Genomic DNA, 19,321 nt, shown 5'->3' with positions numbered 1-19,321 from the left:
TGAAACCGTTTTTATTTTAATTTTTTTGTAAAAAGGGATTGTAATCCTGAAAAGCCTATACTAAAATGAACCTAGAAATTGCGTAAACGTTTTTGCAAAGATGAGGATACTTTACCGATCATAACGCTGCTGCAAAGAGGAAATAGGTTGCGTAAACGTTATGACAGAGAGGAAGAATATGGCGGAGAAAGAAATAACGATCAAAGATGTAGCCAGGCTGGCCGGAGTCTCCGTGGCTACCGTCTCACGGGTGATGAACGGCAGGGACCGCGTAAGTGATGCCACCCGCAAAAAAATTCAGCGGATTATTGAAGAGCTAAATTTCGTGCCGAATACGATGGCTGCATCCATGGTGAACAAGAAAACGCATATGCTGGCGGTCGTTGTTCCGGAAATCCAGAACCCGTTCTACACGGCGGTTATCGGCGGTACGGTCGAGGCGGCCAAGAAGGAGGGATTCTCCACCCTGGTTGTGTCTACTTATAATGACGAGGCGGAGGAAGAGGAATTTTTTGAAGGCTTTCTGGGACGGAACGTAGACGGCATCATTCTGATCGGTACACACAAAGAGGCGGGCTTTTACCGGAATATACGCAAGCCAACCATACTGGTAGACCGCTATATCAATGATTGCGGACATGACGGGGTGCTGATTGATAACTTCCGCGGTGCGTACGAGGCGGCCAAACATTTTGTGGAATACGGCCATGAGCGGATTGCCATTATTGACGGGGCGCATGACTTTAACGACGGTAAGGACCGGTACTGGGGGTATCATCAGGCTTTACATGAGCATGGCATAGTACCAGAGCCCGGATATCATAAGCAGGGGAAGTGGCTTGAGGAGGACGGATACAGGTTCACAATGGAGCTGATGCAGTCCGCTGAGCCTCCGACGGCTATCTTTGCCACCAACAACGTAATCTGCACAGGTGCCATCAAGGCTATACGGGACCTGAATCTCCGGATCGGAGAAGATATTTCCCTAATCGGCTTCGACGAGAATGAGCTTGCCCAGTTTGTCCAGCCCCGGGTCACTGTTGTTGGCAGACCGATGAGAGAGATGGGGATACAGGCAACGGAAATGCTCATCCAGAAGATCAAGACACCGCCGGGTGAGCAGACGAAGCTGAAAAGGATAGTGCTGGATGTGGAACTGATCAAGCGCGGGTCGGTTAAAAAGCTGAACTAGCAGCCCGAAGGAGGACATATGGCCAACATACTTGTCGTAGGCAGCATGAATATGGATATTGTTACCCGGGTCCGGTGTCTTCCTGTTCCGGGCGAGACGATACAAGGTCTGGGTACCGGCTTCCACGCCGGCGGTAAAGGAGCGAACCAGGCCTGTGCCGCCTCCCGCCTGGGAGCGACCGTAACGATGGCAGGCGGTCTCGGTTCGGACGCCTTTGGCCGGCAGATGTATAGTCAGCTTGAGGCGGAGGGAATTGACACCTCAGCAATTGCTGTAAAGCAGGAAACGAGCGGGATCGCGCTCATTACCACGGATGCTATGGGGGAGAACAGCATCATCCTGTCGCCCGGCGCGAACTTCACCTATAGTGCAGCGGATCTGGAAGCGCTTGATTTCTCCCGCTATGATGTGATCCTGCTGCAGAATGAAATTGCGGGCTCTGTGAACGAAGCGGTGCTTACAAGGGCGGAGGAGGCAGGGGTTCCAGTCTGTATGAATCCTGCTCCGGTAAACGGGTTTGAGCCTGGCCGGCTTAGCCGGATCAGGCTGCTGATTGTGAATGAGACTGAAGCGGAGGCGCTGAGCGGACTCCCGGTTGAAAGCTTCGCGGGAGCCCGCACAGCCGGATACCAGCTGATGGAGGAAGGTATCACTCAGCTGATCATTACACTGGGCAGCAAAGGCTCGCTATATATGGACGCAGACGGAACGGTAATAGAGACTCCGTCTTATCCGGTAAAGGCAGTGGATACCACCGCAGCAGGAGATACATTCATCGGGGCGTTTGCGGCCACTTACTACGGGGGAATGGAACTGGAGGACAGTCTGCATTATGCATCTGCGGCAGCAGCGCTTGCAGTATCGGCTGCCGGAGCCCAGAGCTCCATACCGGTAAAAGAGCAGGTGGATGCTTTTCTTGGACAGGCTGAGTCCTAACGGAGAGGCGGAATATTCTCTTGACCGCTTTTCCCGGCGGCGTTGCAATTGTGTACCTATGAACTTTTACGAATTAACGCTTAATCTCAATAAAGCATCCTGCAAACCCGGTTTCAGCACTGTGAATGAAGAAGGGGGTCAAGACCATGAGTAAGCCAGTACTGTCCATGCAAGGGATCAGCAAAGAGTTCCCGGGTGTCAAAGCTTTGACGGACGTCGATTTTGAGCTCTATCCAGGCGAGGTGCACGCCTTGATGGGAGAGAATGGCGCCGGCAAATCGACGCTGATGAAAATTCTGTCCGGTGTCTATTCGCCTACCAAGGGAGTAATCAGGCTGAAAGGCAAAGAAGCGGTCTTCGGCAATCCGCTGGATGCCCAGCTCCAGGGCGTGTCCATTATCCACCAGGAGTTCAATCTGTTCACCAACCTGTCTGCAGCGGAAAATATTTTCATTGACCGTCCCGAAATGGCTGGCAGATTCGGCCGGATCAAGTGGTCGAAAATGGTTGAAGAGGCACAGGCGCTCGTAGATTCCATCGGAGGCGGAGAGATTGATGTGCGCCAGGAGGTCCGGCATCTGGGTGTACATAGCCAGCAGGTGGTCGAGATTGCCAAAGCCTTATCTTTTAAAGCTGATGTGCTGATTATGGATGAGCCGTCAGCCGCGCTGCCAGAGAATGAAGTGAAAAAGATGTTTGAAGTGGTGCGGAAGCTGCGGTCACAGGGAGTAGCCATTGTATATGTCTCCCACCGGATGAAGGAAATCTTCGAAATAGCCGATAAGGTCACCGTTCTGCGGGACGGCCGCAAAATTGACACCAGGCCGATCGGCGAAGTAACGGAGCAGAGCCTGATCCAGATGATGGTCGGCAAAGAGGTTCAGCGGCTGTACCCTGAGCGGGAGCAGCCGCACGGACAGGAGGTTGTGCTTAAGGTTAACGGGTTGTCGCTGGATGCCAGCCACAAGATTTCGTTTGAGCTGCATAAAGGCGAAATTCTGGGATTGTTCGGCATACCGGGGTCGGGGTCACATACCGTTGCCGAGCGGCTGTTCGGCCTCAAGCGGGGAACCGGCGGGCTTGAAATCAACGGAAAGCCGGTCAAAATTGCCAGCCCCGGCGATGCCAAAGCCCAAAAATTAGCCTACGTCCCGCCTGACCGGCACCGCCAGGGCATCATTAAGCCGATGTCGATCAGGCAGAATATCTCTTTTCCGACACTGCCCGGTTTGTCCAAGGGGCTGGTACTGGACGGTGAAGCTATCCGTGAGGTGAGTGCAGAGTACATGGAGAAGCTGCGGATCAAGGCACCGGGAGACGGACAAAGCGTAGATTTTCTCAGCGGAGGCAACCAGCAGAAGGTAGTTATCGCCAAATGGCTTGCCGTGAAGCCTGACATTCTGATTCTGGAGGAGCCGACCCGGGGTGTGGATGTCGGTGCCAAGGCGGAGATCTACAGCATTATTCACGGGCTGGCTCAGGAGGGGCTGAGCATTCTGCTGATTTCCTCCGAAATGCCGGAGGTGCTGGGCCTGAGCGACCGGGTGCTCGTGATGTACAAAGGGGACATTGTTCATGAATTTGCCCGCGGTGAAGCCGATCAGGAGCAGCTGCTGCAGCGGGCATCCCATCCCCGGACGGAAGGAGCCGCCATATGAAGCGAATTTTTAATGTGCATGAAGCGCCGATCCTGATTTTCACGATACTCGTGATCATATTGTTCTCACTTATTTCACCGGATTTTTTCGCAATTGCTAATTTCAGGCTGATCCTGGACCAGAACATCACCATGTTCATTGTGGCAATCGGAATGACAATGGTTATTCTGCTCGGGGGAATGGACCTGTCCGTAGGCTCCGTCCTGGCGGTAACAGCTACCTCGGTCGGCCTGTTTCTCAGCAAAGGGATGTCCCCAGTTGTTGCGGCTTTGCTCGGGGTTGTAATCGGTGTTCTCTGCGGGATGGTCAACGGTTATTTTATCGCCGTCCGCCGAATTCCTGACATCATTGTCACCTTGGCTACGATGTATATATTCCGGGGCGTGGCAGTCGGCATCAGCGGCGGGACCTGGATGAACAATTTTCCCGAAGGCTTCCGCTTTTTCGGACAAGGGACGGTGGCAGGCGTTTCGTTTCCGCTCCTGGTAGCAGTCCTGCTGATTGCCGCCTTCATCTATCTGCTCAAATTCACCCGGGCGGGCCGGCGAATCTATTCGGTCGGGGGCAACAGCTCTGCAGCCAAGCTGGCGGGGATCAGCGTCCCCCAAACAAAGTTCATGGTTTACGTATTAACCGGACTGCTGGTCGGGATTGCCTCTGTGATTTTTGCAGCCAAAGTCGGCAGTGTCCAAGCCTCAACAGCAGGCAACAGCCTGTCCTTTGAGGTCATGGCGGCTGTGCTGATCGGCGGCGGCAGCATCTTCGGCGGGGTAGGGACGATTGCCGGCACGATGCTCGGCGTGCTGTTCATGGGCATTGTCAAAAACGGGCTGATTATCGCCAAGGTATCCCCGTTCTGGGTAGACGCAACCACCGGGTTTTTGATTATCCTTGCTATCGTAATCAATACGCTGCAGCGGGCACGCCAAAATAAAGGGAAAGAAGGGGATCTGGTATGACAACATGGACAAGCCGTCTGCCGTTCAAGTCGGGTACGCTGCTCGTTCAGCTGGTGCTGCTGCTGTTCATTCTGATCCTGTTCAGCTTTCTGTCACCCTACTTCCTGTCGGTAACCAACTTCATGAATGTGCTGAACCAGATGGTCGAGGTCGGGCTGATCGCCATTCCGATGACGATGATCATTATCTCTGGTGCGATGGACCTGTCGGTAGGCTCGATCCTCGCTTTTTCCGCGGTGTCGATGGGGGTTGCTTTTGAACGCGGCTATAACATCTGGGTCTGTGTGATCTTCGGCCTGCTGGCCGGTCTGCTGTGCGGAGCCATTAACGGTTATCTGATTGCCCGGCACCGGATGCAGGCGATTGTAGTCACGATCGGGATGCTGGTGATGCTCCGCGGGCTGGTCTATGTGGTCAATGAAGGCAGACCGATCAGCGGCTTCCCGGATTCCTTCTACTTTCTGGGACAGGAATACATTGCCGGCATTCCGTTTAACGCCATCGTCCTCGTTGTTATGTTCCTCATAGCCAGCTTCTTTATGAAAAAGACGAGGTTCGGCACCTACATTTACGGGATCGGCAATAACGAGGAGGTTGTCCGGTTCTCCGGGATTTCCGTAGTCCGCGTCCGGTTTATTCTCTTCATGCTTAGCGGATTGTTCTCTGCACTGGCGGGTGTATTCCTGGTGTCACGGCTGGCAAGTGCCGAAGCGACCTCGGGTACCAATATAGAGCTTGATGTCATCACAGCTACCTTAATCGGGGGCACTCATATTTTTGGAGGGAGGGGAAGCCTTACCGGCACGTTTGTCGGTCTGCTGATTATCGTGTTCTTGCGCAATGGTCTGAATTTGCTGGGTGTTTCTGTACTGTATCAGGCGGTTATTCTGGGGGCGCTGCTGCTGCTCGCAGTAGCCAATAAAAAAATTAGCGGAGAGTGAAACCTATGAAAAAAATGACATTGGCTGTATTGACTGGCGTACTTGCTTTGACCTTGACTGCTTGCGGTGCAAATTCGGGTAATTCTCCGGCTAATAATGCCGGAGTATCAGGCAATGACGGGGCGGCCGATTCCGGCACCAGAACCTACTACTTCATCAATCCGAAATCGATCGGGCCTGCTTACTGGGCGGCTGCGGAGAAGGGTGCTCTTCAGGCAGGGAAGGATATGGGCGTTGAGGTGATCTTTAATGCACCGACTGAAGCGGATTCTTCCAAGCAGATTAACATGATTCAGGATATGCTTACCCGCAAGGTGAGCGGAATCGGTGTATCGCCTAATGATGCTAAGGCAGTAGGGCCGGTATTCAAAAAAGCAGCCGAGCAGGATGTGCAGATCGTGACCTGGGACAGCGATGCTCCCGAGACGGACCGCCAATATTATGTAGCTCCGGCTACTGACGAGGAAGTGGGCGAACTACAGTAGCCAGTGACGATGATCAGCAAAAGGCTTATGCCAATGCCCAGAACCTGATCCAGACCTATCCGGATCTTAGAGGGATCATCGGCTTTGCAGGCGGCGAACCCCCGGCAGCGGCTGAGGTGGTTGAACAGGCAGTCAAGGCAGGCACCATTGAGCAGGGACAGATCGCCATTACCGGTATTGCTGTACCAAGCGTTGTGAAGAACTACATCGAGAGCGGCACGATTAAGACCGATATCATCTGGGATCCGGGCAAGCTGGCTTACACTACTGTATACATTCTGGATCAGCTGGCTCAGGGCAAGGAAATTACGGACGGTATGGAAATCCCGAACGTGGGAGCAGTCAAGGTAGACGGCCAGAACGTATTTATCGGCACACTTGAGGTGACCAGCGAAAATGTGGGCAGCTTTGACTTTTAGTCAGAGCTGTTATAGGAGGCAGCTTGCATGGAACATACAATCATTATTGAAGATTTAACGGCAGACAGCTTTGCCCCTTACGGAAAAGTGGTGGATATCCCTGCGGGGGAGCCGTCCAAGAGCGGCGACGGCTGGGACTGCTGGAGCTATATCCAGATGTTTGACGTATCGGAGCCGATCGGGTTCGGCCTGGTGGACACGAAGCAGCGCGGGTTCACAGTGACGGCAATGGAGCGGCATGTCAGCCGCGAAGAACTGCTGCTCACCTTTGACAAGGAGATTATCCAGCCGGTTGCCCGGTGTCTGGATATTGACGACCCCGAGGAGCGGCCTGATCCTGCTACAGTGAAGGCATTCAGGATCAAGCCGGGACAGGCCATCGTGATCGGCCGCGGCGTCTGGCACAGCCCTGCTTATCCGGCGGCTGAGGATGCAAGGTACCTCTTTGCGATTGAGAAGAAGAAGGATAAGTTCGGCGATGAGATGATTAATCCGTGGGTGGACTTTACCGGCGGTGACAGTGTTACTTTTGGATAAGCAGCGAAATATGTGAATGGAAAACCCTCAGGACTACAGCTGATTCCGCAGCGCCGGGATATTCCCGGCGGTGGCGGGCAAGAAGGAGCAGAAGACATGACACAGGAACAGCAGGTAATGAAATGGATCGATGAACATCAGGACGACATCCTCGGCTTTTAGCAGCAGCTGATTCAGATTCCCAGCGTTAATCCCTGGTTCTTCGATGAGCCGGGTCCATCCAAAGAGAAGGAAGTGCAGGAGTTTATCTCCCGTAAGCTAGAAGGTCTGGGTGCCGAGATTGAAATGTGGGAGCCGGTTGCGGATGACCTGAAGCAGTACGAGGGGATGGCCGGGTATTATCCGGGGCGTGATTTTACCGGCAGACCGAATCTGGCAGCTACCTTTGGTAAAGGTACAGACGGCAAGTCGCTCCTGCTGTTCGGCCATATCGATGTCGTTATGGCAGGCTCGAAGTGGACAGTAGACCCGTTTGCGGGCCAGATCATTGACGGTAAAATGTACGGCCGCGGCACCGTCGATATGAAGGGCGGCGTGGCCGCGATGATTATGGCGGTCGAGGCTGTTCTGCGCAGCGGCTTGAAGCTGAAAGGCCCGGTTGTCGTGGGGACCGTTGTCGATGAGGAGGCCGGAGGCATGGGTGCGCTGGATTTCATCCACCACGGCTACCGGGCGGATGCCTGCATTCTGACTGAACCGACCTCCCTGACCATTGCACCGCTATGCCGCGGCATTCTGTGGGGCAAGATCAAAATCCAGGGCCGCAGCGGGCATATTGAAATGCCGCAGGCAGACTGGAAGGACGGCGGAGCAGTCGATGCCATTAAGAAAGCGCGGTACATTCTGGATGCGTTCGACCGGCTGAATGAAAAGTGGGCTGTAAGCAAGACCCACCCGTATTTATCTATCCCTTGCCAGGTGCATGTAGCACAATTGAATTCGGGAGAGTACCCGACCTCTTTTGCCAATGAAGCGGAGATCGTCTTTAATGCCCAGTATCTCCCGTCGGAGCGTGACGAGAAGCTGGTCGGCGGCCATGTGAAGAAGGAGCTGACTGACTTCCTGCGCGCAGCAGCTGAACAGGACCCGTGGCTGAGTGAGCATCTGCCGGAAATCGAGTGGATGGTCGATGCTGACTGTGCTGAAACCGATGTGGCTCATCCATTCGTACAGACCTGTGTCCAGTCACTGCAGGTGATTGGTGAAGAAGGCATAATTGAAGGCCTCGGCTTCCATACCGATATGGGCTGGCCGGTCAACGTCGGCATTCCGACGATCAACTTCGGTCCCGGCGACCCGAGCCTCGCACATCATAGCGACGAGTTCACCCCAACCGTTGAGGTCATCCAGGCGGTCAAAATGATGGCCAAGACGATTCTCGACTGGTGCGGTGCGGAAGAGACTTAATGGAAGGCTTAGTGAAAAGACCTAAAGAAGAATATTAAACGGCTGCAACGGCCTTTATAACATACACGGAGGTGCCATAACAACATGAAAATTCTATTTGTCGGCGAATCCTGGGTGGTTCATATGATCCATACCAAGGGATATGACAGCTTCACCTCAACGAAATATGAGGAAGGGGCGACTTATCTGCTGTCCTGCCTGCGGGCAGAAGGGATTGAGGTGACTTATATGCCGGCGCATGAGGTGCAGGTCCGCTTCCCCCAATCACTTGAAGAGTTAAAAGCCTACGATGCCATCGTGATCAGTGATGTGGGAGCGAACACGTTCCTGCTGCAGAACCCGACCTTTTACCAGATGCAGATTATCCCGAATGCACTGGACAACATTAAGCAGTATGTGGCCGAAGGCGGTGGGCTGCTGATGGTCGGCGGGTATCTGACCTTTATGGGCATTGAGGGCAAGGCGAACTATGTAAACACTGTTCTCGCAGAGGTGCTGCCGGTAGTGATGCAGCCGGGCGATGACCGGGTAGAGATGTCGGCCGGCTTCTCGCCGGTGGTGGCGCAGGAGCATCCGCTGGTGGGCTATGGCGAATGGCCGCGGCTGCTCGGCTACAACAAGCTGGCTGCCAAGCCGGACGCCGAAGAGCTGCTGAGCTATAACCGCGATGCCATATTGACCGTGGGCACATACGGTGAGGGCAAAACCGCCGCTTTTGCCAGCGACTGCTCCCCGCACTGGGGCTCGACAGAGTTCATGGACTGGCCGCACTATTCCGCGTTCTGGTCCAATCTGGTGAAGGCGTTGAAATAGAGTAATAGGTAACAAATTTAAGCGTTCTCCGCTTGCGGGGGGGCGCTTTTTTGCTGATATGTGGGCGTGCGGATTAATGTGAGGAAATACAGCTGTAAGCAGCTGCCATATGGTGTATGGGAGGCTCGGAGGGAACGACCGGGCAGCCAGTTCGGCTTGAAAGCTTGTGAAGGAGTTACCGGATGATGATTTCTCAGAACATTAAGTGGAAAAACGTCATCTATTTCGCAGCCGGCTATGGGGAAGGAGGAGTTTAGTTGGAAAAATGCCACCTAATTATGCGGATTTCGCGTCTATAAGGGGTTGGTGGCCGAAATAAGTGACGATTTTCCACTTAATTCCTTGAATTGGTGAGAATCTCTGGAATTAAGTGGTGAAAATCCAACTAAATTATTCAGCTTCCTATTAGCCTGTATGGTTTTTGTTTATGCGCGGGTAAAGGCGTAAATACTAACCCTACAAATCAAGTTTCTGGTATCATAGTAAATATCAAATTTGATTGAAAACGAATACACCTTTGAGAAAAGCGAGGAATGGACATGCCGTATACCGTTGATTTTAAAGAGGTGTCTACAGTGGGGCTGGAGTCATCCCCTGTGGCAGAGGCGCTGGCCGGATTGCGGGCGAATGAAGCTCGTTATTTTATGAACAAGTACAAGCATGCATTTACAACCGTACCGGCCGGTGAGAGCCAGGAGAACCTTGATTATGTGAACCGGATTTTGAAGGAAGAGCGCAATATTGAATTTGCCGCCAAACCGCTGGAAACCTCAAGCTTTCAGGTGGAGAATATCCTGTTCACTTATGTCTTCTACGAGGACGGCCTTGCTATTAATGTAATGTATACCGTGGATGACCCGAAGAAGCGGGCTGTCGGCTTCAAGCTGTCCGAAGGGATGGATGTGCCCAAAGAGCTGGAGGAGAAGTTCAAGTTCGCGCGGCAGAAATCGAAGCTGGCCGGAACGATCCGCGGGTCTTTTTTTGTGATCAAAGGAGAGTACTGAAGCAAGGCAGCTTCCACGATTTAACACCGGCTTAATATGCTCCATATCTTCACGTGATATAACAGAACCATTCGGTTATAAGAGGAGAAGATCAGATGAAGCTGAGCAAAGAGGAGAAATCATGGATTCTGTATGACTGCGGCAATTCGGCGTATTCGATGGCGGTGACGACGGCGCTGCTGCCGATTGTGTTCGGCATGTTCAAGAATGTGGACAGCAGTATGGATTTGGGCTACTTTAATTCCATCGCCAGTATACTGGTGGCCGTACTCAGCCCGATCCTGGGCACGATTGCCGACTACAAGGACCGGAAGAAGCGCTTTTTTATGTTTTTTGCGGCGTCAGGAATCCTGGCTACGGCTTCATTGGCGTTCGTCTCACCGGATAGCGGGCAGTGGCAGCTGCTGGTTGGTTTTTACATTCTGTCAGCGATCGGGTTTGCCGGGGCCAATATTTTCTATGATTCCTTCCTGGTGGATGTTGCTACGGATGAGCGGATGGACAAGGTGTCAACGAGAGGTTTTGCGTTCGGGTATATTTTTAGCGTAATACCGTTCGGGATCAGTCTGGTGCTGATTTTTGTCCTGGGGATGGATAAGGCTATCGGCTACCAGATCGGGTTCATTATTACGGCACTCTGGTGGGGACTGCTGACGGTGCCGATGATCCGGGATGTGAAGCAGAGATATTATATTGAGCCGGAGCCGAAGCCTGTTGCCAAAAGCTTTAAGAGATTAGCCGTTACCTTCGCTAACATCCGCCAGCACAAAATTGTGTTCGTGTTCCTGCTTGCCTATTTCTTCTACATTGACGGTGTCGATACGATTATTAAAATGGTCGTGCCGTATGCAACCTCCGTGCTTGGAGCCGACGCCATGGACACCTTTACACTGCTGGGGATTCTGCTCATCATTCAGATTATTGCTTTTCCGTGTGCGATTATTTACGGCAATCTGGCCAAAAAATACTCCGCGCGCACCATGATCATTGTCGGTATTTTTACATATATCATTTCCTGTATTGCTGCTTTCTTTATCTCGTCCGTGTGGCATATCTTTGTTCTGGGGGCGCTGATCGGCTCTGCCCAGGGAGGGATTCAGGCACTCAGCCGGTCGTATTTTGCCAAAATCATTCCGAAGGAGAACTCCAATGAGTTCTTTGGCTTCTATAATATTTTTGGAAAATTTGCCGCGATTCTCGGGCCTGCCCTGATGGCTCTGACCACAACGTTGACAGGCAACGCCAGCTACAGCATTCTGTCGATCATTCCGCTGTTTCTGATCGGATTCTTTATCTTTATCACATTGCCTAAGGGGAACTAATATGGAACCGAACACGGCGCTTACGCCAAAAGCGAAGCATCTGATCGTCATCTCCTACGATGCCTTTTCGGAGGACAACTGGGAACTGGCAAGCTGTCAGCCCAATCTGGCTAAATTAATGCAGAGCGGTGCTTACAGCAGCCGGCTCCGCAGCGTATATCCTACGCTCACTTATGTCGTTCATACCACTACCGCTACCGGAGTTTATCCGGCGAGGCACGGCATTCATCATAACAATCCGCTGCAGCCGTTCATCCCGGAGGAGGATCAGCGCTGGTTCTGGTTCCGCGAGGCGATTACGGCTCCGACGATTTATGATGCTGTGCGAAAGGCCGGGCTGATCACCGCAGGAATTCTCTGGCCGGTGTCCGGCAAGTCATCCATTCAATATAATATCCCGGAGATCAAAGCCCTGAAGGGGGAGAATCAGGCTCTTAAGGTGCTCCGCAGCGGCAGCCCGCTGTACTCCATCCAGATGGAGCTGAGGTATGGAAAGCTCAGGAAGGGCATTCAGCAGCCTTATCTCGATGATTTCACCGCCAAATGTGCTGCGGATACGATCAAGCGCAAAAAGCCTAACCTGCTGATGCTGCATCTGATCGATCTCGATGATGCCAAGCACCAGTTCGGAACAGACAGCGAGGAAGTAAAGCAGGTCATCCTGCGGATGGATAACCGGCTGGGCGAGATTATGCAGGCTGTCGAGGACGCCGGGATCAAGGACGATACGGTGATTATGGTGCTCGGGGATCACGGCCAGTTCAATGTGCGGTACAAGGTGCATTTGAACAAGCTTTTGCAGGACAAGGGCCTGATCTATGAAGAGAACGGCGAGAGGAAATGGCGGGCATACTTCCAGTGCGGCGGCGGTTCGGCTTACCTGCACATTCGGCCGGGGGATGCTGAAGCGGAGGGGCTGGCCCTTGAAGCTGTAAAAGAGTATATGGAGTATGAAGCGTCAGGCGTTGAAAGTGTATATACGAGAGATAGGCTGGACTCGCTCCAGGCCAGTCCGGCAACCAATATTATGCTGGAAGCCAGGAAGGGCTACAGCTTTGACGAAAGGATGGACCAGCCGCTGCTGGTTGATCTGGAGGCACAAGGCATCCGTTATGCCACACACGGTTATTCTCCCGATAAAGGCGGTTACCGCTGTAACATCGTTGTCTCCGGCAGGCAGATCAGGCAGGACTATGCCTTCGGGGAGCTCGAAATGGTCGACATCGCGCCGACAATGGGCCGGATTCTGGGTGTCGAGTTCTCTCACGGGGACGGACGGGTGCTGGAGGAGATTTTTACGGAAGCCAAATAAGGAACAGGATACAGCCTGACGGGATTTAGCCGGCGGGCTTTTTTTGTGCGGAGTGCAGCTGATTGTTACATACACGTTTACCGGAAATGTTCATTCTATACTAGTTTTTAAGTCTTATAATCCTAACAGCCCCCTTATCCTCTGCGTTACAATGGCAATGTAGTCAAGAGAGCCCCAGGAAGAGACAGATACGCAAGAATATAATCCATGCTTAGCCGAAGATGATCGATTGGCTTGTGCGCAGGCCTGCGTTACATTAGGGTTATCTTTGAAGGGAAGCTACAGAGAGGGAGATTACAAGTGTATACATTTAAAAACTACAAGCAGCCTGAGATCCTCAGCAATCATTTAAAGCTTGGAGGAGATAACCCGGCTGGAGAGACAATCGATGTAACGAGTTTATATATTACCCGGGACGGCAAGCCCATCATTCCGGTAACAGGCGAATTTCATTATTCCAGATGTGCAAGAGAAGACTGGTATGATGAGCTGTGCAAAATGAAAGCAGGCGGTATAACGCTTGTATCTACTTATGTGTTCTGGATTTACCATGAGGAGATTGAGGGCGTATTCGACTTCTCCGGCGACAATGATTTGCGTGCATTTATACTGGAGTGCCAGAAGGCCGGCCTGGAAGTTGTCCTGCGGATCGGTCCCTGGGCGCATGGCGAATGCAGAAACGGCGGATATCCGGATTGGCTGCTTGCGAAGCCGTTCAAGCTGCGCGAGAATAATCCGCAATACCTGGAGAAGGTAACGATCCTGTATGAGAAAATCGCCGGGCAGGTGCAGGGACTCTTTTACAAGGATGGGGGGAATATCATTGCCGTCCAGTTAGAGAACGAGCTGACGAATGATGCCGGGCATCTGGCTAAACTGAAAGAGCTGGCCATAGCGTGCGGGATGATTGCCCCTCTTTATACGGTAACGGGCTGGAATGCAGTCTCCGGTGCCAAGATTCCTGTCGATGAAGTGGTTCCCGTATTCGGGGGCTATTGTGAAGCTCCATGGGAGGAACATATGAATCCGCTTCCACCGTCACCTCATTATTTCTTTACCGGTATGCGTAATGATACAGGCATAGGAGCAGATCTTCTTCCCCGGGGCAGCGAAGAAGACGGCGAATGGCAGCTGCCGTACGAGCGTTATCCTTTTGCAACCTGTGAGCTCGGCGGAGGCCTGCAGGTAACCCATCACCGCAGACCGATTATCCGCGAGATGGATATCTACGCCATTTCACTTGTGAAGCTTGGTGACGGCAACAACCTGATCGGTTACTACATGTATCACGGCGGGACGAATCAGATCGGCAAGCTGTCCACGTTCCAGGAGTCAAAGGCAACGGGCTATCCGAACGATTATCCGATCCTCTCCTATGATTTTCAGACTGCTCTTTCCGAGTATGGCGAGGTGCGCGGTCAATACAGGCTGCTGAATCTGCTGCATCTGTTTGTGCAGGAATGGGACCAGACCCTGGCGCCCATGACCAGGGTAGAGGCCGAGCATACAGTGAAACGGGAGGATACAGCTTCCTTGCGTTATGTAATGCGTACAGACGGTACAAGCGGATTTGTTTTTATCAACCATTACCAGCGGCTGTCGCAGCTTGAAGATATCCGGGGGGCTGTGATAGATACAGGAACCGTTACCTTCCCGCCGATTGACGTGAGCGGAGATGTCAGCTTTTTTATGCCGTTCCGGATGGACCTGTCTGGCAACCTGTTGAAATACGCAACGGCTCAGCCGCTATGCAGACAGGGCGATACCTATTTCTTCGTACAGATTCCAGGCATTGCTGCTGAATATCAGTTTGAAGATGGACAGACATTCACTCCAGAAGCGGGACTGGAATCAGGTTTCCGGGTAAATAGCGTCAACGTTATTACACTCACCTGGGAACAAGCGAAATATTTGCGCAAGCTGGATGGGGAAATATATGTAGGTGAGGAGAGCGATCTGTACAAGGCTGGCGGCGAAATCCGTTCCGTTACCGAAGGTGATTTCGGGTATTGGCACTGGAACGGCGAGGGCTTTGAATATAACACTGTCCAGAAGCCCTACACTGAACCTGTCCTATCTCTTGAAGATGTGGAACATGCGCCTTTTGAGCCTAAATATGCAGAGGAGCTGCATATCGGCGGGGAGCGCAAGGTCACCTGGCAGAAAATAAAGGTTACAGGCTCCCAAGGCTTCGTAAACCTTGATTATTACGGTGATGCTGCACAGATCTATGCGGATGGAGAATTAGTGGCGGACAACTACTATTACGGAGAAGTCTGGAGAGTGCCGGCAAGGCTGCTGGAGGGGAAAGAGTGTTACCTTGCGGTATCGGAAATGCGGAATGATTTCTATAGAGAATTTAGCAATGAAGTGAAATAGGCATAACGTTCAATATGTCAGTGGCTGCTGTTTAATTATTGCCCCTCTCCTTGCTAGAGACCCATCATCTACAAGGAGAGGGGCTCTTTGGGTTTATAGGATAACAGGACTGAATCCTGGAATATGATTGGATGATTTGGTTTAAAGTGTGCTACTATTTGGTTTGGAAGAGGATAGTTTGTTTCTTTTCTGCAGAGAGTTCGGCATAAGAGGAGATAGTGTTATGATTTCGCAAGAGCATTCATTCAGGAAAAAAAAGATCAGCTTATCGGTTGTATTTGTAAGTTTCATTAGTCTGTCAATGCTTTTGACGATCATAATTGCTCTTATCTCTTCGACCGAGACGCAGAAGGAATCATTGATTAATAATACGCTGGAGCTTAACTATTCCACAGCCCAACAGATGAGCCAGACTATGGATACCTTATTTGAATCCATGAGCGCAAGTCTCGGGAATGTCTCCCTGTTGTTAGTGGGGAACGATGGGCTGTTGAGTAATGCTGATCTGGCATTCAATTTGGATCTTGCCCGGAGCAGCAGCAGTTCCTTTAATTCCCTTATGGCTGTTGACGAAAAGGGTCAAATTCTGGCCGTATCTCCTGCATCAGTGGGGGGAGTCGGTGCGTATATTTCATCTGAACAAGCGCTGCATGCCTTGGACTCCAGAAAGCCGTTTATTTCGGAAGTCTATACGACTCCGAGAACGAAACGGAGAATTATTCTGGTGACAGAGCCTGTTTTCGATAAACAAGGGAACTACAGAGGAATGATTGGAGGAACAATCTATTTAGAGAACAAGAACATTCTGAATGAAATTTTTGGCAGCCAGATCAAAAAAGACAGAAGCTCGTATTTCTATATTGTTGATTCCAAGGGTGTAGTTGTATACCACCCTGATAAGGCCCGTATTGGCAAGGATCTTAGCTCACTGTCAGTCATTCAGCAGCTGAACAATGACCGGGAAGGGAAAGGGCAATATATAAATCTGAGCGGCGTTGATTTACTGGCGGGTTATACCAAGGTTCCTTCCACGGACTGGGGACTGGTCGTAGTTTCGCCTGCCCAGACAATATATAATCAGCTTTACCAGCATGTGAAGATCATGCTCTTGTATATGGCCGTTCCCCTGCTGCTATTGCTGTTGGTTGTGATATGGTCCGCATACAAAATTGTTAATCCTTTTATCCTGCTGGCAAATCTCGTCCAGAGGTTTGATCAGGGAAACACAGAGATTCCGGAGCTGCGTGCGCACTGGAACCGGGAAGCGGATTTGTTAACACGTACGGTAATGGGGGCACTGCGAAATGTTCAGAGGCAGAATGAACGGCTGAGCCAAGAGGCTAAGACGGATACATTGACCGGACTGGCTAACCGCAGAATGTTTGAGGGTACTCTGAACCATTGGACGGAGCAGGATATTCCTTTTGCCATTCTGGTGCTGGATATTGACCGTTTCAAAACGATTAACGATACCTATGGACATCAGGCGGGAGATTCGGTCCTGAAACACGTGGCAGACATCATACAGGAGAATATTGCATCTCCTGATTTGAGTGTGCGTTACGGCGGAGAGGAGTTTGTAGTTTTGCTTAAGAATAAGGATAGTACCTTGGCCTTCCGGGCAGCAGAGCAGGTCCGTTCAGCGGTGGAGAAATCCGCTGTTCCCGGACAAATTCCTGTCACGGTTTCCATTGGAATCGCCCTTTATCCTCAGCATGCAACCGATTCATCCGAGCTGTTTCATCTTGCCGATAATGCTATGTACCAGGCAAAGACGGAGGGGCGTAATCGTACAGTCATCATTCAAAATCCTTAGAAGGCTGCAGCCTAATTTCAGCTTGCGAACGTAATCATGTCATGCAGCACAACGAGCTTTATAAAGAGAGAAATGCAGTAAAATACAGCAAGAATGAAAAAAGTCGCGAAAATTGCGACTTTTTTGTTTTATTTACGTATATGTATCTCTATAGAGACTTAAATACGCAAAAAGGAGCGATGCATCTTGAATTTCATGAATGGGGATGGCGGGAATCCGGTGCCGGGGCGCAAGCTGCCCGGGCTGAAACCGGGAAATTTTAAGAAGGTTGGACTATGGGGAGCCGCTGCTGTAGTGTTGATTTACCTGGGCTCGACATCATTTTATACGGTGCAGGAGCAGGAGCGTGCAGCTATCCTGACCTTCGGCAAATATACAAATGAATCCTCAGCCGGACTGCATTTCAAATGGCCTTATCCCATACAGGAAGTCATTACAGTGCCTGCGGAGCTGACCCAGAGAATACATATCGGGTACCGTCAGGAGGCCGATGGAGCTGTACCCGTTGAAGATGAAGCGATGATGATTACCGGCGATGAGAATATCGTATCTGCCGATGCTGTAGTCCAGTGGAAGATCAGCAATATCCACGATTATCTGTATAACATTGATGATGCGGAACAATTCCTGCGCAACTCGGCCAGCTCATCGATTCGCGCTGTGATTGGTTCCGAGAAGCTGGATTATGCAATTACGGACGGAAAGACAGTGATCCAGGACAAAGTCCGTGAGCTGCTGGTCGAGCTGCAGAATAAATACAGCACGGGCATCCAGATCATTGATATCAAATTCCAGGATATTGAACCGCCGAGCGGTCAGGTAGAGGAAGCTTTCCGCGAGGTAACCAATGCCCGTGAAGAGAAGAACACGAAGATTAACAACGCCAAGAAGTATGAGAACGATATCATTCCCAAAGCACGCGGTGAAGCGCAGGCGCTGCTCGAGAGAGCAGAGGGGGAGAAGAAGTCGCGTATCCTGAACGCGCAAGGGGATGTAGCCCAGTTCAATGCCATTTATACTGAATATGTCAACAATAAGAGTGTAACCGAAAGCCGGCTGATTCTGGAGACGCTGGAGACGATTCTGCCTAACGCCAAAATCTTCATCACCAACTCGAGTAGCGATACAGTCAATTATCTGCCGCTGAATGAATTGATGCGCAGTACGACGTCCAGCCCGTCCGCTTCAGCAGCGCCGCAAGGAGGAGATGCACAGTGAAAAGAAACCAGATCATCACCCTGATATCAGCTGTAGTTCTAGTTATACTGCTAGCCGGCTCGATGTATGTAGTGAAGGAAGGCGAATACAAGGTAGTCCTCCGCTTCGGTGAAGCGATGCGTACCGTCGAGGAGCCCGGACTGAAGCTGAAGCTCCCTTTTATCGAAAATGTCTCAGCGCTTCCTAAATATCAGATGACCTACGAAAGCTCGCCTACCAACATTCTGACCAAAGACCAGAAGCCGATTGTGGTCGATAACTATACCGTCTGGAGAATTACTAACGCCTCGCAGTTCCTGAGAACCGTACAAACGGTAGGCGGCGGGATTCAGCGGATTGATGAAGCGGTGTATAACTCGGTACGCCGCAAGCTGTCGGAGATCAATTATGAGAATATTATCAGTGAGGACACCGGGCGGGGCAATATTAACGATGAGATCACCAAAGACGTCATTTCCGCCTTAACCCGTGATGACTACGGAATTGAAGTGATTGATGTACGGATCAAACGTACCGATCTGCCGGAAGGGAACAAACAGAGCGTGTATAACCGGATGATTTCGGACCGCCAGTCCATTGCTGCACGATACCTGTCCGAGGGCGACGAGGAGTCCAAGAAAATAACCTCCAGAGCTGACCGTACCTCCACAGAGCTGATGGCCCAGGCCGAAGCCGATTCCAAGAAAATAATCGCTGAAGGCGAAGGGGAAGCGGCCAGAATCTACAATCAGGCTTACGGCAAGTCTCCGGAGTTCTACAGCTTCTACCGTACCTTGGAAAGTTATGTGACCACGCTGCAGAATGAACCAGTGATCATGATCCCGATTGATTCACCTTATGCCAAGATACTGCTGGGGCAATAGCCCCTAAAAGAAATCCCCTCATGCACACAGCGCACAAAGACATCTGCCAGATGTACTTGT

The 19,321-nt window shown here is 51.5% G+C and carries 18 protein-coding genes; all 18 read left to right on the top strand.

Annotated features, from left to right (window positions below):
• Nucleotides 1-178: 178 nt before the first annotated feature.
• Nucleotides 179-1,192, top strand: a complete 1,014-nt coding sequence (locus M2108_RS16775; RefSeq protein WP_277470533.1) for a LacI family DNA-binding transcriptional regulator — start codon at nucleotides 179-181, stop codon at nucleotides 1,190-1,192.
• Nucleotides 1,193-1,210: 18 nt separating this feature from the next.
• Entirely contained in the window at nucleotides 1,211-2,128 is a 918-nt protein-coding gene (gene rbsK, locus M2108_RS16770) for a ribokinase (RefSeq protein ID WP_277470532.1), read from the top strand.
• Nucleotides 2,129-2,274: 146 nt separating this feature from the next.
• Complete coding sequence (locus tag M2108_RS16765) at nucleotides 2,275-3,786, top strand: sugar ABC transporter ATP-binding protein (protein ID WP_277470531.1); 1,512 nt, start codon at nucleotides 2,275-2,277, stop codon at nucleotides 3,784-3,786.
• Complete coding sequence (locus tag M2108_RS16760; protein WP_277470530.1) at nucleotides 3,783-4,745, top strand: ABC transporter permease; 963 nt, start codon at nucleotides 3,783-3,785, stop codon at nucleotides 4,743-4,745. The genes M2108_RS16765 and M2108_RS16760 overlap by 4 nt, the downstream gene beginning before the upstream one ends.
• Complete coding sequence (locus M2108_RS16755) at nucleotides 4,742-5,686, top strand: ABC transporter permease (protein WP_277470529.1); 945 nt, start codon at nucleotides 4,742-4,744, stop codon at nucleotides 5,684-5,686. Before M2108_RS16760 ends, M2108_RS16755 begins: the two co-directional genes overlap by 4 nt.
• 5 nt (nucleotides 5,687-5,691) lie before the next feature.
• Nucleotides 5,692-6,171: a substrate-binding domain-containing protein gene (locus M2108_RS31630; RefSeq protein ID WP_277470528.1), complete on the top strand. Its 480-nt coding sequence runs from the start codon at nucleotides 5,692-5,694 to the stop codon at nucleotides 6,169-6,171.
• Between the two features lie 44 nt (nucleotides 6,172-6,215).
• Complete coding sequence (locus M2108_RS31625; protein WP_481856921.1) at nucleotides 6,216-6,590, top strand: substrate-binding domain-containing protein; 375 nt, start codon at nucleotides 6,216-6,218, stop codon at nucleotides 6,588-6,590.
• A gap of 27 nt (nucleotides 6,591-6,617) precedes the next feature.
• On the top strand, nucleotides 6,618-7,127 hold the full coding sequence (locus tag M2108_RS16740) for an ureidoglycolate lyase (protein WP_277470527.1): 510 nt from the start codon (nucleotides 6,618-6,620) through the stop codon (nucleotides 7,125-7,127).
• A 12-nt stretch (nucleotides 7,128-7,139) separates the two neighbouring features.
• Nucleotides 7,140-7,289, top strand: coding sequence for a hypothetical protein (locus M2108_RS16735; protein ID WP_277470526.1), 150 nt, complete (start codon nucleotides 7,140-7,142; stop codon nucleotides 7,287-7,289).
• Between the two features lie 6 nt (nucleotides 7,290-7,295).
• Complete coding sequence (locus M2108_RS16730; protein WP_346780568.1) at nucleotides 7,296-8,534, top strand: ArgE/DapE family deacylase; 1,239 nt, start codon at nucleotides 7,296-7,298, stop codon at nucleotides 8,532-8,534.
• A gap of 84 nt (nucleotides 8,535-8,618) precedes the next feature.
• Nucleotides 8,619-9,347 carry a glutamine amidotransferase gene (locus M2108_RS16725; protein ID WP_277470525.1) on the top strand — a complete coding sequence of 243 codons (729 nt, stop codon included), beginning with the start codon at nucleotides 8,619-8,621 and terminating at the stop codon, nucleotides 9,345-9,347.
• Between the two features lie 539 nt (nucleotides 9,348-9,886).
• Nucleotides 9,887-10,351 carry a phage tail protein gene (locus M2108_RS16720; protein WP_277470524.1) on the top strand — a complete coding sequence of 155 codons (465 nt, stop codon included), beginning with the start codon at nucleotides 9,887-9,889 and terminating at the stop codon, nucleotides 10,349-10,351.
• Between the two features lie 95 nt (nucleotides 10,352-10,446).
• Entirely contained in the window at nucleotides 10,447-11,673 is a 1,227-nt protein-coding gene (locus tag M2108_RS16715; RefSeq protein ID WP_277470523.1) for an MFS transporter, read from the top strand.
• Between the two features lies 1 nt (nucleotide 11,674).
• Complete coding sequence (locus M2108_RS16710; protein ID WP_277470522.1) at nucleotides 11,675-12,985, top strand: alkaline phosphatase family protein; 1,311 nt, start codon at nucleotides 11,675-11,677, stop codon at nucleotides 12,983-12,985.
• 300 nt (nucleotides 12,986-13,285) lie between these two features.
• A complete protein-coding gene (locus M2108_RS16705) occupies nucleotides 13,286-15,364 on the top strand; it encodes a beta-galactosidase (protein ID WP_277470521.1) in 2,079 nt (692 codons plus the stop codon).
• 358 nt (nucleotides 15,365-15,722) lie between these two features.
• Nucleotides 15,723-17,180 carry a sensor domain-containing diguanylate cyclase gene (locus tag M2108_RS16700; RefSeq protein ID WP_277506252.1) on the top strand — a complete coding sequence of 486 codons (1,458 nt, stop codon included), beginning with the start codon at nucleotides 15,723-15,725 and terminating at the stop codon, nucleotides 17,178-17,180.
• A 195-nt stretch (nucleotides 17,181-17,375) separates the two neighbouring features.
• Nucleotides 17,376-18,398 carry an FtsH protease activity modulator HflK gene (hflK, locus tag M2108_RS16695; RefSeq protein ID WP_277470615.1) on the top strand — a complete coding sequence of 341 codons (1,023 nt, stop codon included), beginning with the start codon at nucleotides 17,376-17,378 and terminating at the stop codon, nucleotides 18,396-18,398.
• Entirely contained in the window at nucleotides 18,395-19,261 is an 867-nt protein-coding gene (gene hflC / locus M2108_RS16690) for a protease modulator HflC (RefSeq protein WP_277470518.1), read from the top strand. The genes hflK and hflC overlap by 4 nt, the downstream gene beginning before the upstream one ends.
• Nucleotides 19,262-19,321 lie beyond the last annotated feature (60 nt).

The organism is Paenibacillus sp. PastM-3 (genome assembly GCF_029893965.1).
Taxonomy (GTDB): domain Bacteria; phylum Bacillota; class Bacilli; order Paenibacillales; family Paenibacillaceae; genus Paenibacillus_AQ.
The sequence above is the reverse complement of the archived record's forward strand: the minus strand, read 5'-3'. Positions and strand labels throughout refer to the sequence as shown.